Origin of the sequence: Frigoribacterium sp. PhB116 (assembly GCF_004364285.1) — a bacterium.
Classification (GTDB): Bacteria; Actinomycetota; Actinomycetes; order Actinomycetales; family Microbacteriaceae; genus Frigoribacterium.
On the sequence record NZ_SOBE01000002.1, the window covers coordinates 337334 to 351345 of the forward strand.

Annotated in this window: 13 protein-coding genes and 1 riboswitch; of the genes, 6 read left to right on the forward strand and 7 right to left on the reverse strand. The window is 73.9% G+C overall.

Annotation, left to right across the window (positions count from 1 at the left end; translation table 11 throughout):
* The first annotated feature begins 159 nt into the window (after nucleotides 1-159).
* Both EDF20_RS08030 and EDF20_RS08035 read left to right on the forward strand, forming a co-directional pair.
* On the forward strand, nucleotides 160-1497 hold the full coding sequence (locus EDF20_RS08030) for an MFS transporter (RefSeq protein WP_133738318.1): 1338 nt from the start codon (nucleotides 160-162) through the stop codon (nucleotides 1495-1497).
* Between the two features lie 534 nt (nucleotides 1498-2031).
* Nucleotides 2032-2664 carry a hypothetical protein gene (locus EDF20_RS08035; protein WP_123547819.1) on the forward strand — a complete coding sequence of 211 codons (633 nt, stop codon included), beginning with the start codon at nucleotides 2032-2034 and terminating at the stop codon, nucleotides 2662-2664.
* Nucleotides 2665-2744: 80 nt separating this feature from the next.
* Here EDF20_RS08035 and EDF20_RS08040 read toward each other — a convergent pair whose 3' ends face one another.
* On the reverse strand, nucleotides 2745-4016 hold the full coding sequence (locus tag EDF20_RS08040) for an SGNH/GDSL hydrolase family protein (RefSeq protein WP_133738319.1): 1272 nt from the start codon (nucleotides 4014-4016) through the stop codon (nucleotides 2745-2747).
* Entirely contained in the window at nucleotides 4013-5725 is a 1713-nt protein-coding gene (locus EDF20_RS08045; RefSeq protein WP_133738320.1) for an ABC-F family ATP-binding cassette domain-containing protein, read from the reverse strand. Before EDF20_RS08045 ends, EDF20_RS08040 begins: the two co-directional genes overlap by 4 nt.
* Nucleotides 5726-5804: 79 nt before the next feature.
* Between EDF20_RS08045 and EDF20_RS08050 the strand changes: the two genes are divergently transcribed.
* Complete coding sequence (locus tag EDF20_RS08050) at nucleotides 5805-5990, forward strand: PspC domain-containing protein (RefSeq protein WP_123547822.1); 186 nt, start codon at nucleotides 5805-5807, stop codon at nucleotides 5988-5990.
* A gap of 55 nt (nucleotides 5991-6045) precedes the next feature.
* On the opposite strand, the gene EDF20_RS08055 is transcribed toward EDF20_RS08050, so the two are convergent.
* The 3 genes from EDF20_RS08055 to EDF20_RS08065 form a co-directional block, all read right to left on the reverse strand.
* On the reverse strand, nucleotides 6046-6507 hold the full coding sequence (locus tag EDF20_RS08055; protein WP_133738321.1) for a DUF2017 domain-containing protein: 462 nt from the start codon (nucleotides 6505-6507) through the stop codon (nucleotides 6046-6048).
* On the reverse strand, nucleotides 6504-6806 hold the full coding sequence (gene clpS, locus EDF20_RS08060; protein ID WP_123547824.1) for an ATP-dependent Clp protease adapter ClpS: 303 nt from the start codon (nucleotides 6804-6806) through the stop codon (nucleotides 6504-6506). Before clpS ends, EDF20_RS08055 begins: the two co-directional genes overlap by 4 nt.
* A 289-nt stretch (nucleotides 6807-7095) precedes the next feature.
* Nucleotides 7096-7437, reverse strand: coding sequence for a hypothetical protein (locus EDF20_RS08065; RefSeq protein ID WP_133738322.1), 342 nt, complete (start codon nucleotides 7435-7437; stop codon nucleotides 7096-7098).
* A gap of 39 nt (nucleotides 7438-7476) precedes the next feature.
* Nucleotides 7477-7561: riboswitch (ZMP/ZTP riboswitch) on the forward strand.
* A 63-nt stretch (nucleotides 7562-7624) separates the two neighbouring features.
* On the opposite strand from EDF20_RS08065, the gene glyA reads away from it, so the two are divergent.
* Nucleotides 7625-8929, forward strand: coding sequence for a serine hydroxymethyltransferase (glyA, locus tag EDF20_RS08070; RefSeq protein ID WP_133738323.1), 1305 nt, complete (start codon nucleotides 7625-7627; stop codon nucleotides 8927-8929).
* A gap of 260 nt (nucleotides 8930-9189) precedes the next feature.
* On the forward strand, nucleotides 9190-10083 hold the full coding sequence (locus tag EDF20_RS08080) for a bifunctional methylenetetrahydrofolate dehydrogenase/methenyltetrahydrofolate cyclohydrolase (RefSeq protein ID WP_133738712.1): 894 nt from the start codon (nucleotides 9190-9192) through the stop codon (nucleotides 10081-10083).
* Nucleotides 10084-10717: 634 nt separating this feature from the next.
* Here the strand turns inward: EDF20_RS08080 and galK are convergent.
* Together galK and galT are read right to left on the reverse strand one after the other, a co-directional pair.
* Complete coding sequence (gene galK / locus EDF20_RS08085) at nucleotides 10718-11962, reverse strand: galactokinase (RefSeq protein WP_133738324.1); 1245 nt, start codon at nucleotides 11960-11962, stop codon at nucleotides 10718-10720.
* A complete protein-coding gene (gene galT, locus EDF20_RS08090; RefSeq protein WP_133738325.1) occupies nucleotides 11962-13062 on the reverse strand; it encodes a galactose-1-phosphate uridylyltransferase in 1101 nt (366 codons plus the stop codon). Before galT ends, galK begins: the two co-directional genes overlap by 1 nt.
* Before the next feature lie 90 nt (nucleotides 13063-13152).
* Here galT and EDF20_RS08095 point away from each other — a divergent pair, with 90 nt between their 5' ends.
* Nucleotides 13153-14001, forward strand: coding sequence for a DeoR/GlpR family DNA-binding transcription regulator (locus EDF20_RS08095; RefSeq protein WP_208292609.1), 849 nt, complete (start codon nucleotides 13153-13155; stop codon nucleotides 13999-14001).
* Nucleotides 14002-14012 lie beyond the last annotated feature (11 nt).

The following is a 14012-nucleotide window of genomic DNA, read 5'->3' on the forward strand; positions in this document are numbered from 1 at the left end:
GGCGTGCACGACAGCGCGCAGTCGGGATCACCATCCTCCCCGCCGAGCCGGCCCCGCAGCACCGCTGAACTGCAGCATCGCAGCACCGCAGCACCGCTGCCGGAGCCACGGCACCTCGGGTCGAGGGAACGGCGCCCGCCGACTGACCGAGACCCTTCCATGACACCTGCTGCCCAGGGTCGTCCCTCGACGACCTCCACTTCTCCTTCTCCCTCGACCCGCGCCTCCTCGACGGGTCGCCCTGTCACCCCCGCGAAGTTCCCCCTCGCCGGGTTGCTCGCGCTCGCCGTCGCCACGTTCCTCAGCATCTCCGGCGAGATGCTGCCCACCGGTCTGCTGCCCGAGATGAGCGGCGAGCTCGGCGTCAGCGAGTCGAGCATCGGCCTGCTCGTCAGCGTCTTCGCGTTCACCGTGGTGCTCACCAGCACCGGGCTCACGCACCTGACCCGCAAGCTGCCCCGCCACCTCATCGTCGTCGGCCTCATCACCGTGCTCGCGATCAGCGCGGCGCTCACGGCGATCGCGCCGACCTACGAGCTCGTCGTCGCGTCCCGCGTGCTCGGCGGGCTCGCGCACGGCATGTTCTGGGCGATCGGCGGCGCGTACGCGGCCCACCTCGTCCCGCGGGAGCAGGTCGGGCGCGCGCTCGCCGTCGCGATGAGCGGCGGCACGCTGGCCTTCGTGCTCGGCGTGCCCCTCGGCACGGCGCTCGGCCAGGCCCTGGGCTGGCGTGCCGCGTTCGGCATCCTCGCCGGAGCGATGGCGCTCGGCGCGGTGCTCGTGTGGCGGCTGCTGCCGCCGGTCCCGTCGACGCACACGGCACGGCCCGCAGGCGACTCGGAGGAGGCGCTGGCCGCCTCGACCGCGACGGGCAGCGTCCCGACGCTCACCGGCTCGACGCCGACCGCGTCACGGCACCTGCCGCCGCCGTCGGTGATGGGCATCGTCTTCAGCTGCCTGATCACGGCCGTGTTCATGGTCGGCCACTACTCGTTCTTCACCTACATCGCGCCGTACCTGCTGCGCTCGACGGGCATCGCGGAGTCGAGCCTCAGCGTCGCGCTCTTCGCGTTCGGCATCGCGGGCGGCGTCGGCCTGCTGATGGTCGGCTGGTTCCTCGGCAAGCGGCCGCGCGTCAGCATCCCCGTCGGCGTGGGCATCGTGGTGGTGTCCGTGCTGGCGCTGGTGCTGCTCGAGGGGCAGCCGGGCCCCTCCTTGGTCGCCTTCGTGATCTGGGGCGTGACCTTCGGCGCCCTGCCCCCGCTGTTCCAGACGAAGATGCTGCAGGTCAGCCCCGAGAAGCACCGCGACATCGCCAGCGCGTTCTACACGACGGCGTTCAACACCGGCATCGGCGGAGGCGCGCTGATCGGCGCCCTCGTGCTCGACGGGTCGGGGCTCGACACCCTGCCGCTGCTCTACGTCGGCATCGCCGCCGTGGTGCTCGTGGCCGTGGTCGTCACCGACCGCGTGCTGGTCGCCCGCGCACGCCGCTAGCGCCGCCTGGTCCACGAGACCGCCGCGGGCTGACACGAACACCGCCGAGTGAACAGGACACCACGTGGTTCGGCGGTGTTCCGTTCACTCGGCGGTGTCAGAGCGGTGAGGTGGGGTGCGGGCGCCTAGCGGCGGCGACCGGAGCCGGAACCGGCCTGGCCGTTCCCGCCGCCCTTCCGGTTCTGGAACTTGCGGATGATGATGGGGATGAGCAGGGGCGCGAGCCTGCGGAGCAGCGAGGCCATGGGTGACTCCGTATCGTCGGTGGACGCTCGACGGTACCCGCTGGTCGCCGCGACGGCGCACGGCCAGGTGCACGCACCTGCCGGCTTGCGCCCAGCGGCCAGGCCAGGCAGGGCAGTCAGCGCAGGCAGGGCAGGCAGGGCAGGCAGGGCGGCCAGCGCCACCGGAGCGGCGTGGCCTGCCCCGAGGAGGCGCGCCCCCGTCACCGGGACCGCCGTCGGAGCCCCTCGGTAAGGTGGCACGGCCCGCCGGCGCAGGGAGCCGGCGGCGAGTCCCCAGGGGGAGACACCCATGACACCGACCATCTCGACGACCCGCTCGCGCAGGGCCGTGGCGACCGCCGCCTCCGGGGCGCTGGCGCTGGCGCTCCTCCTCACCGGCTGCACGAGCGGCGGCGACTCCGATGACGAGGCGAGCCAGGGGGCGACCGGCGGGTCGAGCGGCGGCAGCTCGGCGGCCGCGGGTGACGGCGAGCCCGGCACGATGATCGCCTTCGGCTCGTGCGAGGCCGTGGGCGAGGCCCTGGGCTCCGCGGTCGAGGGCCTCGAGCTGCGTGACGAGAGCACGGCGACCGACGAGGGCTTCCAGTGCTCGTGGGCGTCGTCGACCGAGGACACCGCCGACGCGAGCGCCGTGCAGGCGGTCATCGCGGTCGCCCAGGTGCAGGAGTTCGACGCCGACACCATCGCCGAGCAGGCCGACACCGTGGCCGCGACCGAGGGCGTCACCGCCGTCGACGACAGCCGCGCCGCCGACCTCGACGGCCGCGCGTTCACCCAGACCGGCGAGAGCACGGGCATCCTCGTGAACGGCGGCACGGTCATCACGACGCACGGCCTCTTCAACGTCACGGCGACCGCGACCACCGAGACCTCGCTCGACGCCGACCAGGCCCTCGACGCGGCGTTCTCGCTGATCAACTAACAGCGGCAGCGGCAGCGGCAGCGGCAGCGGCGGCGGCAGCGGCAGCCGCAGCCGGCAGCCGCACCATGCGGCCAGGCGCTTCAGCGCCCGAGCACGCCCGTCATGAACGCGGCGATCGCGCGCTGGCCGGCGTCGTTCGGGTGCAGCCCGTCCGACGACAACAGGCTGCGCAGGTCGGTGTTGCCCGCACCGGCCAGTGCGTCGCCGAGCGACACCGACACGACGCCGGTCTCGTCGACGACCTCGTCGAGCGCGGCGGCGTAGTCGGCGATCGGCGCCTGCCCGGTGTCGGCCAGGCCGGCCGCGACGGGGAACTCGTCGACGACGACCACGGTAGGAGGCGCGTCCAGCGCCTGCAGGCCCTCGACGACGTCCCGGTAGCCGTCGGCGAACTCCTCGGGGCTGCTGCCCCGCAGGTCGTTGGCCCCGAGCGTGATGGTGACGACGTCGGGCTCGGCCGCGGCCACCGCCTCGAGCCAGCCCGCGAGGTCGTCGGTGAAGGTGCCGGTCGTGGCGCCCGACCGCGCCGAGTCGTACAGGGTCACGCCGCGCTCCCGGTCGCCGTCGAAGGCTGCCAGGCCGTGCAGCACGACGGGCTCGTCCGAGCGGTCGCCGGCCGCCACGGTCACCGTCACGGTGTGCGGCCCGGAGCCGAGGTCCTCGACCGGGGTCACGGACGACGACGCCGAGGAGGCGCCGGTGTCGACCTGGCCCTGCCGGGTGCCGTCGACGTCCCACGTGAACGAGCCGCCGCCTCCTGCCCACCAGAGGTCCACGTCGGTGCCCGTCACCGGCCAGCTCACCCGCGCTCCGGGCTCGAGCTCGAGGCTGCGGAAGCCCAGGGCAGGCGAGGTGCCGTCGAGGTCGACGCCGCCCTGCCGGTCGGTCGCCCAGTCTCCCCAGGGGGAGTCGGGACCGTAGGTCGCGAACACCGCCGGTCGGTAGCCGACGCCGCCCGTGACGCCGTCGACGGGGTGCGCGGCGCGGAGGGCGTCGCGGGTCAGGTCGACCCAGCGGGCGTCCACCGAGGAGGCACCCTGCCCCTCGGTGATCGAGTCGCCGACCGCGAGCCACCGGGCGGGCGACCCGTCGACGTCGACGAGGGCGGCGTCCCAGGCAGCCCAGGCGTCGTCGGAGCTGGTGTTCGTGCCGGTGCCCGCGTCGGGTGCGGCCGAGGCGCTGCCCGTCGCGCCCGACGTCACGTCGTCGTCCGCGCCGCCGCCGCCGGTGCACCCGGTCAGCAGCAGGGCGGCGGTGAGCAGCCCCGCGACGGGCAGGGCGGCGCGTCGTGTCGACGAGCGCGGCGAGCGGGTCGTCGAGGGCGAGCGGGACATCGAGGAGGCGCCGGTCACGACTCCGTCACCCGGCCGCCCTCGACGCGCCACTGCCGGTCGAGCCGCACGGTCTGCAGCATCCGCCGGTCGTGCGTCACGAGCAGCAGCGTGCCCTCGTACGACTCGAGCGCCTGCTCGAGCTGCTCGATCGCGGCGAGGTCGAGGTGGTTCGTCGGCTCGTCGAGCACGAGCACGTTCACGCCGCGGGCCTGCAGCAGGGCGAGACCAGCGCGGGTCCGCTCGCCGGGCGACAGCTCGTCGACGGGGCGCGAGACGTGGTCGGCCTTCAGCCCGAACTTGGCGAGCAGGGTTCGCACCTCGGCCTGGGGCCAGTCGGGCACGAGCGCCTCGAAGGCCTCGGCCAGGGGCTCGTCGCCGGCGAGGAGCGCACGCGCCTGGTCGATCTCGCCGACGGCGATGCTGGCTCCGCGGCTGGCGCCTCCTTCGCTCGGGGCCTGACGCCCCAGGAGCCCGCGCAGCAGCGTCGACTTGCCGGCCCCGTTGGGCCCGGTGATGCCGATGCGGTCGCCGCCGTCGACCTGCAGCGAGACGGGGCCGAGCACGAACTCGTCGCCCGGCTCGCCCTGTCGGAACACCGCGCCGCTGAGCGTCGCGACGACGGCGCTCGACCGCGGTGCCGAGCCGATGGTGAACTCGAGCTGCCATTCCTTGCGGGGCTCGTCGACCTCCTCCATGCGCGCGATGCGGCTCTCCATCTGCCGCACCTTCTGGCCCTGCTTCTCGCTCGACTCCGCGGACGCCTTGCGGCGGATCTTGTCGTTGTCGGGGGCCTTCTTCATCGCGTTGCGGACGCCCTGGCTCGACCACTCGCGCTGCGTGCGGGCACGGCCGACGAGGTCGGCCTTCTTGTCGGCGAACTCGTCGTAGGCCTCGCGGGCGTGACGTCGGGCGGTCTCGCGCTCCTCGAGGTAAGAGTCGTAGCCGCCGCCGAACACCCGGTTCGACGACTGGGCGAGGTCGAGCTCGAGCACCTTGGTGACGCAGCGCGCGAGGAACTCGCGGTCGTGGCTCACGAGCACGACGCCGCCGCGCTGGCCCTGCACGAAGCGCTCGAGCCGCTCGAGGCCGTCGAGGTCGAGGTCGTTCGTCGGCTCGTCGAGCAGCGCGACGTCGAAGCGGCTGAGCAGCAGGGCGGCGAGGCCGACCCGGGCCGCCTGGCCTCCGCTGAGCGAGGTCATCGGGCTGTCGGGGCCCACGGCGCCCTCGGCGGCACTGCCCGAGCTCACACCTGCTCCGTCGCCGAGGCCCAGCTCGGCGAGCACCTGCGGGAGGCGGTCGTCCAGGTCGGCCGCACCGCTCGCGAGCCAGCGCTCGAGCGCCGTCGAGTACACGTCGGCCGGGTCGAGGCCGTCTGCGCGGGGCGCCGCGTCGACGTCGCCGAGGGCGGAGGCGGCCTCGTCCATCTCGGCGGCGGCCTGGGTGCAGCCGGTGCGGCGGCCGATGTAGCCGGCGACGGTCTCGCCGGGCACGCGCTCGTGCTCCTGGGGCAGCCAGCCGACGAACGCGTCACCCGGGCTCAGCACGACGGAGCCGCCCTGCGGCTCGTCGACGCCGGCGAGGAGGCGCAGCAGCGTCGACTTGCCGGCCCCGTTCACGCCCACCACGCCCACGACGTCGCCGGGCGCGACCGTGAGGTCGAGGTGGTCGAAGAGGGTGCGGTGCCCGTGGCCGCCGGCCAGGTCCTTCGCCACGAGTGATGCGCTCATCGGACCATTCTCCCAGGCGCCCGCCGTCGCGGCGTCCGCGATCCAGGCGCGGTCGAGCCCGGGCTGGCAGGGTGGGCCCATGGCTACCCTCACTCGTCCCCGCCGCGGCAAGGTCATCGCCGGAGTCTGTGCCGCCCTCGCGAACCGCTTCGGCCTCAGCCCGTTCCTCGTGCGGCTGCTGTTCGTGCTGTCGCTGCTGCTGCCCGGCCCGCAGGTGCTGCTGTACCTCGTGCTCTGGGTGGTGTTCCCGAAGGAGGGGCGCTAGCACCCGGCAGGACCGGCCACGGTCCGCAGCGGGTCGGGTCTCGCAGCACGCGGGGTCAGCCCAGCGTCTGGACCAGGCTCTCCTGCAGGTAGCCGAGCCAGTCGAACACGTCGTGCATGACGACCACGTGCGGGTCGTCGCTCGGCGCCGGCCCGTCGGCCGTCACGCCGAGACGGCTGCCGAGCACGAGCCGCAGGTCGGTCAGCGTCCGCAGCCACGACTGCTGCCCCGCGGCGTCGAGCCGCTCGGCCGTCGGCGCCGCGACGTCGTCGAGCACCCGTCGCGCGTTGGCGAGCTTGCGGGCGGTGAGGTCGTCGGAGGTGAACCTGCGGAACTCGGCCGCCGCCTCCTCGTCGTCGGGGTAGGCGGACGGCAGGAGGCGCGCCACGGCCGGGTCGCCGGGGTCGCCGCCCTCGAGCACGGTGACGAGCTGGGCGACGAGGTCGCCGAGCAGCCTCGCCTCGTGCTCGGGCAGGTCGAGCAGCAGGTCGTCGCCGCGACGCCGGAACGGGATCACTCGTCGGCCTTCGCGACGGTCGCCCAGAGGCCGAAGTCGTGCAGGGCCTCGACGTGCCGCTCCATCGCCTCGCGCGGGCCGGTGGCCACGACGGCGCGGCCGGTCGTGTGCACCTGCATCATGAGGCGCTCCGACTCGGCCGCCGCGTAGCCGAAGTAGCTGCGGAACACCCAGCTCACGTACGACATCAGGTTCACCGGGTCGTCCCAGACGAGCACGACCCAGGGCACGTCGGGCGCGACGAGGAGGCGCTCGCCGGTCTCGGTCCCGGTGCGCGTGTCGTCGAGGGTCTGCGTCACCGCACCAGCGTGCCACGGCTCGCCCGACAGAACGAACCGTCTGGTCTGTCGGCACCTCCTCTGGCGCCTCTCGCAGGCCGGTCGTCGCGCCGGCCGCCGCCGGTCAGCGGGTGGCGACCGACGCCTCCGGCACGTCCAGCAGCTCGCGCACCCTCACGGCCGCGTCGACCGGGTCGGGCACTTCGACGTTGTAGGTGCGTCCGTCGGCCGTGACGACGCGCAGCCCCTGGTCGCCGCGACGCCCGAGCGAGGCGTTCAGCAGCAGCCCCTTGCTCGACCGCGCCCAGCCCTAGACGCCCCAGCCGCCGAAGCTGATCGGGCTCCAGGTGTCGGCCGTGACCGAGACGATCTCCTGACGCGCCACCGACCGCCGGTAGAAGGGCGTGAACGCGAGGAGGAGGCGCTCGGGGTCGGCCCTCACGGTGACGCCCATCGACGCGAGCATCACCGCGACCAGCACGAGCACCAGGGGGCCGACGGTCTGCTCGGAGGTGCTGGCGTCGTCGCCCGGCGCGACCCACGAGAACACGGCGAGGGCGAGCATCACGGCCACCAGCGGCCACCGGAGCCAGCCGGTCATGCCGGTGCGGAACCGGACGTCGGACGAGGAGGTGGCGGTGCGGTCCAGCATCGCCCCAGTCTCGCATCCGCGCAGCCCGCCGAGATATGATCGACCGGTCGCGACTGGCGTTCAGATGGTCACCATCGGGGAGCGACGCACACACGGTACGTGGCCGTACGCCTGGGCCACCTCACCACCTGAAGAACCGGCACCTCGTGCCGCCCTCGTCCCGTGACCGTGTAGAGAGAGACCCGCCATGACGATCCAGTCAGAGTCCACCGCCAGCGCCGCCGGCCAGAAGCTGCCCTCGACCTTCAACGCCCCGCTCAGCGAGGTCGACCCCGAGATCGCTGCCGTGCTCGAGCAAGAACTGGGCCGTCAGCGCGACTACCTCGAGATGATCGCCTCCGAGAACTTCGTGCCGCGTGCCGTGCTCGAGTCGCAGGGCTCCGTGCTGACGAACAAGTACGCCGAGGGCTACCCGGGCCGCCGCTACTACGGCGGCTGCGAGTTCGTCGACGTCGCCGAGAACCTCGCCATCGAGCGCGCCAAGTCGCTGTTCCGCGCCGACTTCGCCAACGTGCAGCCCCACTCGGGCGCCCAGGCCAACGCCGCCGTGCTGGCGGCGCTCGCCGACATCGGCGACACGATCCTCGGCCTCGAGCTGTCGCACGGCGGCCACCTGACCCACGGCATGAAGCTCAACTTCAGCGGCAAGATGTACAAGGCCGTCGCGTACGAGGTCGACCCCGAGACGTACCTCATCGACATGGACGTCGTCCGTCGCCAGGCGATCGAGCACCAGCCCAAGGTGATCATCGCCGGCTGGTCGGCCTACCCCCGCCAGCTCGACTTCGAGGCCTTCCGCGCCATCGCCGACGAGGTCGGCGCGTACCTCTGGGTCGACATGGCGCACTTCGCCGGGCTCGTCGCCGCCGGCCTGCACCCCTCGCCCGTGCCGCACGCCCACGTCGTCTCGTCGACCGTGCACAAGACCCTCGCCGGTCCCCGGTCCGGCGTGATCCTGTCGAACCACGAGCCGCTCTTCAAGAAGCTCAACTCGGCGGTCTTCCCCGGCCAGCAGGGCGGCCCGCTGATGCACGTCATCGCCGCCAAGGCGACCGCGTTCAAGCTCGCGGCCGAGCCCGAGTTCAAGGACCGCCAGGAGCGCACCATCCGCGGTGCCCAGGCGCTCGCCGCACGCCTCATGCAGGCCGACGCGAAGGCAGCCGGCGTCGACGTGCTCACCGGCGGCACCGACGTGCACCTCGTGCTCGTCGACCTGCGCGCCAGCGAGGTCGACGGCAAGCAGGCGGAGAACCTCCTGCACGAGGTCGGCATCACCGTGAACCGCAACTCGGTCCCGTGGGATCCTCGCCCGCCGATGGTCACCTCCGGCGTCCGCATCGGCACATCCGCACTCGCGACCCGCGGCTTCGACGACGCCGAGTTCGCCGAGGTCGCCGACATCATCGCCGCGACGCTGATGCCCGAGCCCGACATCGCCGCGCTGGCCGCGCGGGTGAAGGCGCTGACCGACGCGTTCCCGCTCTACGCGTGAGCGCGGGCGTGGGCCCGGTCGACGCGACCGGCGCCTCCTCGTCCCCTGAGCCGGCCGGTGCGGCCGACCGCGCGACTGCGGCTGCGGCTGCTGCCGGTCCTGCCGGTGCCGGTGCCGGTGCTGCTGCTGCCCCTGCCGGTGCTGTTGCCGGTGCGGCCGCGGTCGCCGGTGCGGGTGCGGGTGCTGGTGCCGTCGTCGGCGGGGGTCCTTCCCCGTCCGGTGCCGTCGGGGTCGACGTCGATGACCAGGGGCGGCCGCTGATCGCCGGGCCGGGCAGTGCCGTGAAGATCGACGGCACGGCTCTCGCCGCGACCGTCAAGGCCGACCTGCGCGAGCGGGTCGACGCCCTCAAGGCGCGCGGCACGGCGCCGGGGCTCGGGACGATCCTCGTCGGGGCCAACCCCGGCTCGCTGTCGTACGTGGCGGGGAAGCACCGCGACTGCGCCGAGGTGGGGATCGAGTCGATCCGCATCGACCTGCCCGACACGGCGTCCGAGGCCGAGATCCGCGCCGCGATCGAGACGATGAACGCGGAGGAGGCCGTGACCGCCTTCATCATCCAGCTGCCGCTGCCCGAGGGGATCGACCCGACGGCGATGCTCGAGCTGATGGACCCCGCCAAGGACGCCGACGGCCTGCACCCCGTCAACCTCGGCGAGCTCGTGCTCGCCGTGCCCGGGGGCAAGGGCTCGATCGACACTCCCCTGCCCTGCACGCCGCGAGGCATCGTCGCGATGCTGCGCGCCTACGACGTGCCGATCGCCGGCGCGCACGTGACGATCGTCGGCCAGGGGCTGACGGTGGGGCGTCCGCTCGGGCTGCTGCTGACGCGGCTCGAGGCCACGGCCACGCTGACGCACTCGCGCACGGCCGACGTCGCCGCGGAGGTGCGTCGGGCCGACATCGTCGTGGCCGCCGCGGGGGTGGCCGGCCTGGTGAAGCCCGACTGGGTGCAGCCCGGAGCGACCGTGATCGACGTGGGCATCACGCGTGTCCTCAACGAGGAGACCGGCAAGTACAAGCTGCGCGGCGACGTCGACCCGGGCGTGGCCGCCGTGGCAGGCGCCTTGTCGCCGGTGCCCGGGGGAGTCGGCCCCATGACCCGCGCGATGCTGCTCGCCAACGTGGTGGAGGCCGCCGAGCGCGTCGCCTGAGGCGCCGCGCCGCCGCGCGGCGCGACCGGCGCGCCCGCCGCGCCCGCCGCGCCTGGCGCGCCCGGTGCGCCCGCCGAGCTTGGCGCCCGCCGAGCTTGGCGCCCGCCGAGCTCGGCGCCCGCCGAGCTCGGCGCCCGCCGCGCCTGGCGCACCCGGCGCCCGGCGCCCGCCTGGGCCTGCATCGGCCGGGGCCACGCCCGCCGGGCCCCGGCGCCCGGCATTGCGCGGCGCAGCGGCAGGAAGTGCCCGAGAAGGGACTGAGTAGCGCGGGGCCCGTGGGGACATCGTCCCTTTTCGCATAACTCCCACGCTGGCGCCGGGCGCCCGGCGGCGGCGCGGCCTGCAGCGCGTGGAAGTGCCTGACAAGGGACGAAGTACGGCCTGGCCCGGCCGCATTTCGTCCCTCCTCGCGTAAGTCGAGCCGGCGCCTGCGCCTGTGCTTGCGCCCGGCGGTCCGGTCGGGCTCGCCGGTCCGGGCGAGTTCGTCGTCGCCGGGCTCTCGTGGACGCCCGTCGTCGTCGAACTCGACCGTGGTCGGCAGTGCTGGCTGTGCACGACGGACCCGGCCCGCACACGACGAACCCGCCCGCCCCCGGGAGGGGACGAGCGGGTCGGGTCGAGCGCGCGGGTCGCGTCAGCCGTCGCGGCGTGCGCCCTCGGCGGGGTGCACCGTGAAGACGGTCGGCGCGGCGAAGCCGGCCTCCGCGAAGGCGGCGGTCACGGCCGACGCGACGGCGTCGCGGTCGGCTGAGCGGACGAGCGCGATCGCCGAGCCGCCGAAGCCGCCGCCGGTCATGCGCGCACCGACGGCCCCGGCCGCCTGGGCGGTGGAGACCGCGAGGTCGAGCTCGGGCACCGAGATCTCGAAGTCGTCGCGCATCGAGACGTGGGAGGCGTCGAGCAGCGCGCCGATGGCGACGGCGCCGTCGGTGCGCAGGGTGCGCACGGTGTCGAGCACGCGCTGGTTCTCGGTGACCACGTGGCGAACTCGGCGGAACGTCTCGTCGTCGAGGACCTCGGCGGCACGGGTCAGGTCGTCGACGTCGAGGTCGCGCAGCGAGCTGACGCCGAGCGCCTCGGCGCCGCGCTCACACGAGGTGCGGCGGTCGACGTAGCCGCCGGTGGCGTGGGCGTGCTCGACGTGCGTGTCGACGACGAGGATCTCGAGGCCCGCCGCGTCGAAGCCGAGGTCGACGACGTCGGCGTCGAGGCTGCGGCAGTCGAGGAACACGGCCGAGTCGGCCTGGCCCAACAGCGACGCGGACTGGTCCATGATGCCGGTGGGCGCGCCCACGGCCTCGTTCTCGGACAGCTGGCCGACGGCGGCGAGGGCGGCGCGGTTCACGTCGAGGCCCCAGAGCTCGGTCATCGCGACGGCGACCGAGCACTCGAGCGCGGCGGACGACGACAGGCCCGCGCCGATCGGCACGTCGGAGGTGACGAACAGGTCGAGCCCGGGCACCGTCGACAGGTCGATCGTCGAGAGGTCTCCGCCGGCGGCGGCGAACGACGGCGACGCGGCGCGCGTCGGCGCGACGGAGAGCGCCCAGGCGATGCCGAACACGTAGGCGGACCAGCCGTCCAGGCGGGCCGGGTCGAGCTCGTCGAGCGAGATCTCGTGGACGCTCTCGTCGAAGGTGCTGGCGACACGGAGGAGGCGGTCGTCACGCACGCCGACGGTCACGACCGTGCGGCGGTCGATCGCGAACGGGAACACGAAGCCGTCGTTGTAGTCCGTGTGCTCGCCGATGAGGTTGGCGCGGCCGGGCGCCGACCACCGTCCGGCGACGGCGGTGTCGAAGACGGAGGCGAAGTCGCGGGCGTGGCCGGTCTCGGTGGCGCGGGCAGCGCCTCCTGCGGTGTCGGGGGTGGTGTCCATCAGCGCGTCATCGCCTCTCTCAGTCGGTCGGCCTGGACCTCGGGCACGAGGTCGCCCACCCAGGCTCCCATCGCGGCCTCGGAGCCCGCCAGGAACTTCAGCTTGGTCTCGGCACGTCGCGGGGACGTGATCTGCAGCATCAGTCGGACGGTGTCGCGCCCGACGTTGACGGGAGCCTGGTGCCAGGCGCCGATGTAGGGCGTCTCGTCGCCGTAGAGGGCGTCGAGGCCCGTGAGGAGGCGCTTGTACATGACCGCGAGCTCGTCGCGTTCGTCGCTCGTCAGGCCCGCGAAGTCGGGCACGTGGCGGTGGGGGAGCAGGTGGATCTCGATGGGCCAGCGCGCGGCGAACGGCACGAAGGCCGTGAAGTGCTCGCCGGCGAGGACGACGCGCGGGCCGCTGCGCTCGCTCTCGAGCAGGTCGGCGAAGAGGTCGGGGCCGTAGGCGTCGATGCTGCGCAGCAGCGCGGAGGTGCGCGGCGTCACGTAGGGGTAGGCGTAGATCTGGCCGTGCGGGTGGTGCAGGGTCACGCCGATGGCCTGGCCGCGGTTCTCGAACGGGAACACCTGCTCGACGCCGGGCAGGGCCGAGAGGGCCTCGGTGCGGTGCGCCCACGCCTCGACGACCGTGCGCGCTCGGGAGTCGCTGAGGCCGGCGAACGAGCCGTGCGTCTCGGGGCTGAAGCAGACGACCTCGCAGCGGCCGACGCTGCGGCGCGTGCGGCCGAGGCCGACCTCGGCCAGGTCGGCGAGACCGGCGGGCGCGTCGGGCCCGTCGAGGGTCGGGCCGAACGACGGGGAGCGGTTCTCGAAGACGGCGACGTCGTAGAGGTCGGGGATCTCGGACGGGTTCGTCGAGGAGGCGGGGGCCAGGGGGTCGAGCTCGGCCGGCGGCAGGAACACGCGGTTCTGGCGCGAGGCCGCGATCGAGACCCACTCGCCCGTGAGCGGGTCCTGACGCATCGAGGCGGTCTCGGGGCGCGGGTCGAGCACGCGCGCGTCGGCACGACGCTCGGCGCCGAGGGAGGTGTCGGCGTCGTCGAAGTAGATGAGCTCACGGCCGTCGGCCAGTGTCGTCGGGCGGATGGCGATCGACGCCATGGTGCCTCCTCTGGGGGCGGGGGTGGGGCCTGCGGACGCCCCCGCGACTTGCACTTGCGAAAGCAGGTGAAAGCATACGAAGATCGAGGGGTGACCCGCAACCCCGACGACGCCCCGCTGCCCGGCGAGCGTCGGCGCGGGCGCATCGCCGACCTGGTCGGCCGTCGCGGGTTCGTCTCGACCTCCGAGCTGGCGCGTGAGTTCCGGCTCTCCGAGGTGACGATCCGCACCGACCTCGAGAGCCTCGCCGCCGAGGGGCTGCTGTCGCGCGTCCACGGCGGCGCCCTCTCCGTCGACCGGCCGGTCGAGCGCCCCTTCGAGGAGGAGAGCGCGGTCGGCACCGACGCCAAGAAGGCGATCGGCGTCCGTGCCGCCTCGCTCGTGCGCTCGGGCGACTGCGTCGTGATCGACGTCGGCACCACGACGACGCAGATCGCCCTTGCCCTGCTCGACCGTCACGACCTCGAGGGGGTCGTCGTCGTCACCAACGGGCTGACCATCGCGCTGGCCCTCGAGCAGGCGGTGCCCCGGTTCACGGTGATCGTCTCGGGCGGCACCCTCCGGCCGCTGCAGCACTCGCTCGTGAACCCCCTGGCGACCAGCGTCTTCAGCTCGATCACCGCCGACCTCGCCTTCATCGGCTGCACCGGCGTGCACGCCGAGCACGGCGCGACCAACGTCAACCTGCCCGAGACCGACCTGAAGCGCCTCATGACCACCACCGCCCGGCGCTCGTACATCGTCGCCGACGGCGGCAAGCTCGGCGAGGCGCACCTGGGCGTCATCGGCCCGCTCGACCGGTTCGAGGCACTCATCACCGCCGACGCCGAGGCCGGGCAGGTCGACGCCCTGCGGCGAGCCGGGCTCGAGGTCGTCGAGGCCGAGCTGCCCGACGACGGTCCCGGCCCGGCCGGGTCGGCCGACGACCTGGCAGGCTGACGCCGGAGGCG

Excerpts from the sequence above, each read along its gene's own strand:
- EDF20_RS08030 (WP_133738318.1), top strand. The coding sequence starts at position 160 with ATGACACCTGCTGCCCAGGGTCGTCCCTCGACGACCTCCACTTCTCCT.
- EDF20_RS08035 (WP_123547819.1), top strand. The coding sequence starts at position 2,032 with ATGACACCGACCATCTCGACGACCCGCTCGCGCAGGGCCGTGGCGACC.
- galT (WP_133738325.1), bottom strand. The coding sequence starts at position 13,062 with ATGGCGTCGATCGCCATCCGCCCGACGACACTGGCCGACGGCCGTGAG.
- EDF20_RS08050 (WP_123547822.1), top strand. The coding sequence starts at position 5,805 with ATGGCTACCCTCACTCGTCCCCGCCGCGGCAAGGTCATCGCCGGAGTC.
- glyA (WP_133738323.1), top strand. The coding sequence starts at position 7,625 with ATGACGATCCAGTCAGAGTCCACCGCCAGCGCCGCCGGCCAGAAGCTG.
- EDF20_RS08065 (WP_133738322.1), bottom strand. The coding sequence starts at position 7,437 with ATGCTGGACCGCACCGCCACCTCCTCGTCCGACGTCCGGTTCCGCACC.
- galK (WP_133738324.1), bottom strand. The coding sequence starts at position 11,962 with ATGGACACCACCCCCGACACCGCAGGAGGCGCTGCCCGCGCCACCGAG.
- EDF20_RS08045 (WP_133738320.1), bottom strand. The coding sequence starts at position 5,725 with ATGAGCGCATCACTCGTGGCGAAGGACCTGGCCGGCGGCCACGGGCAC.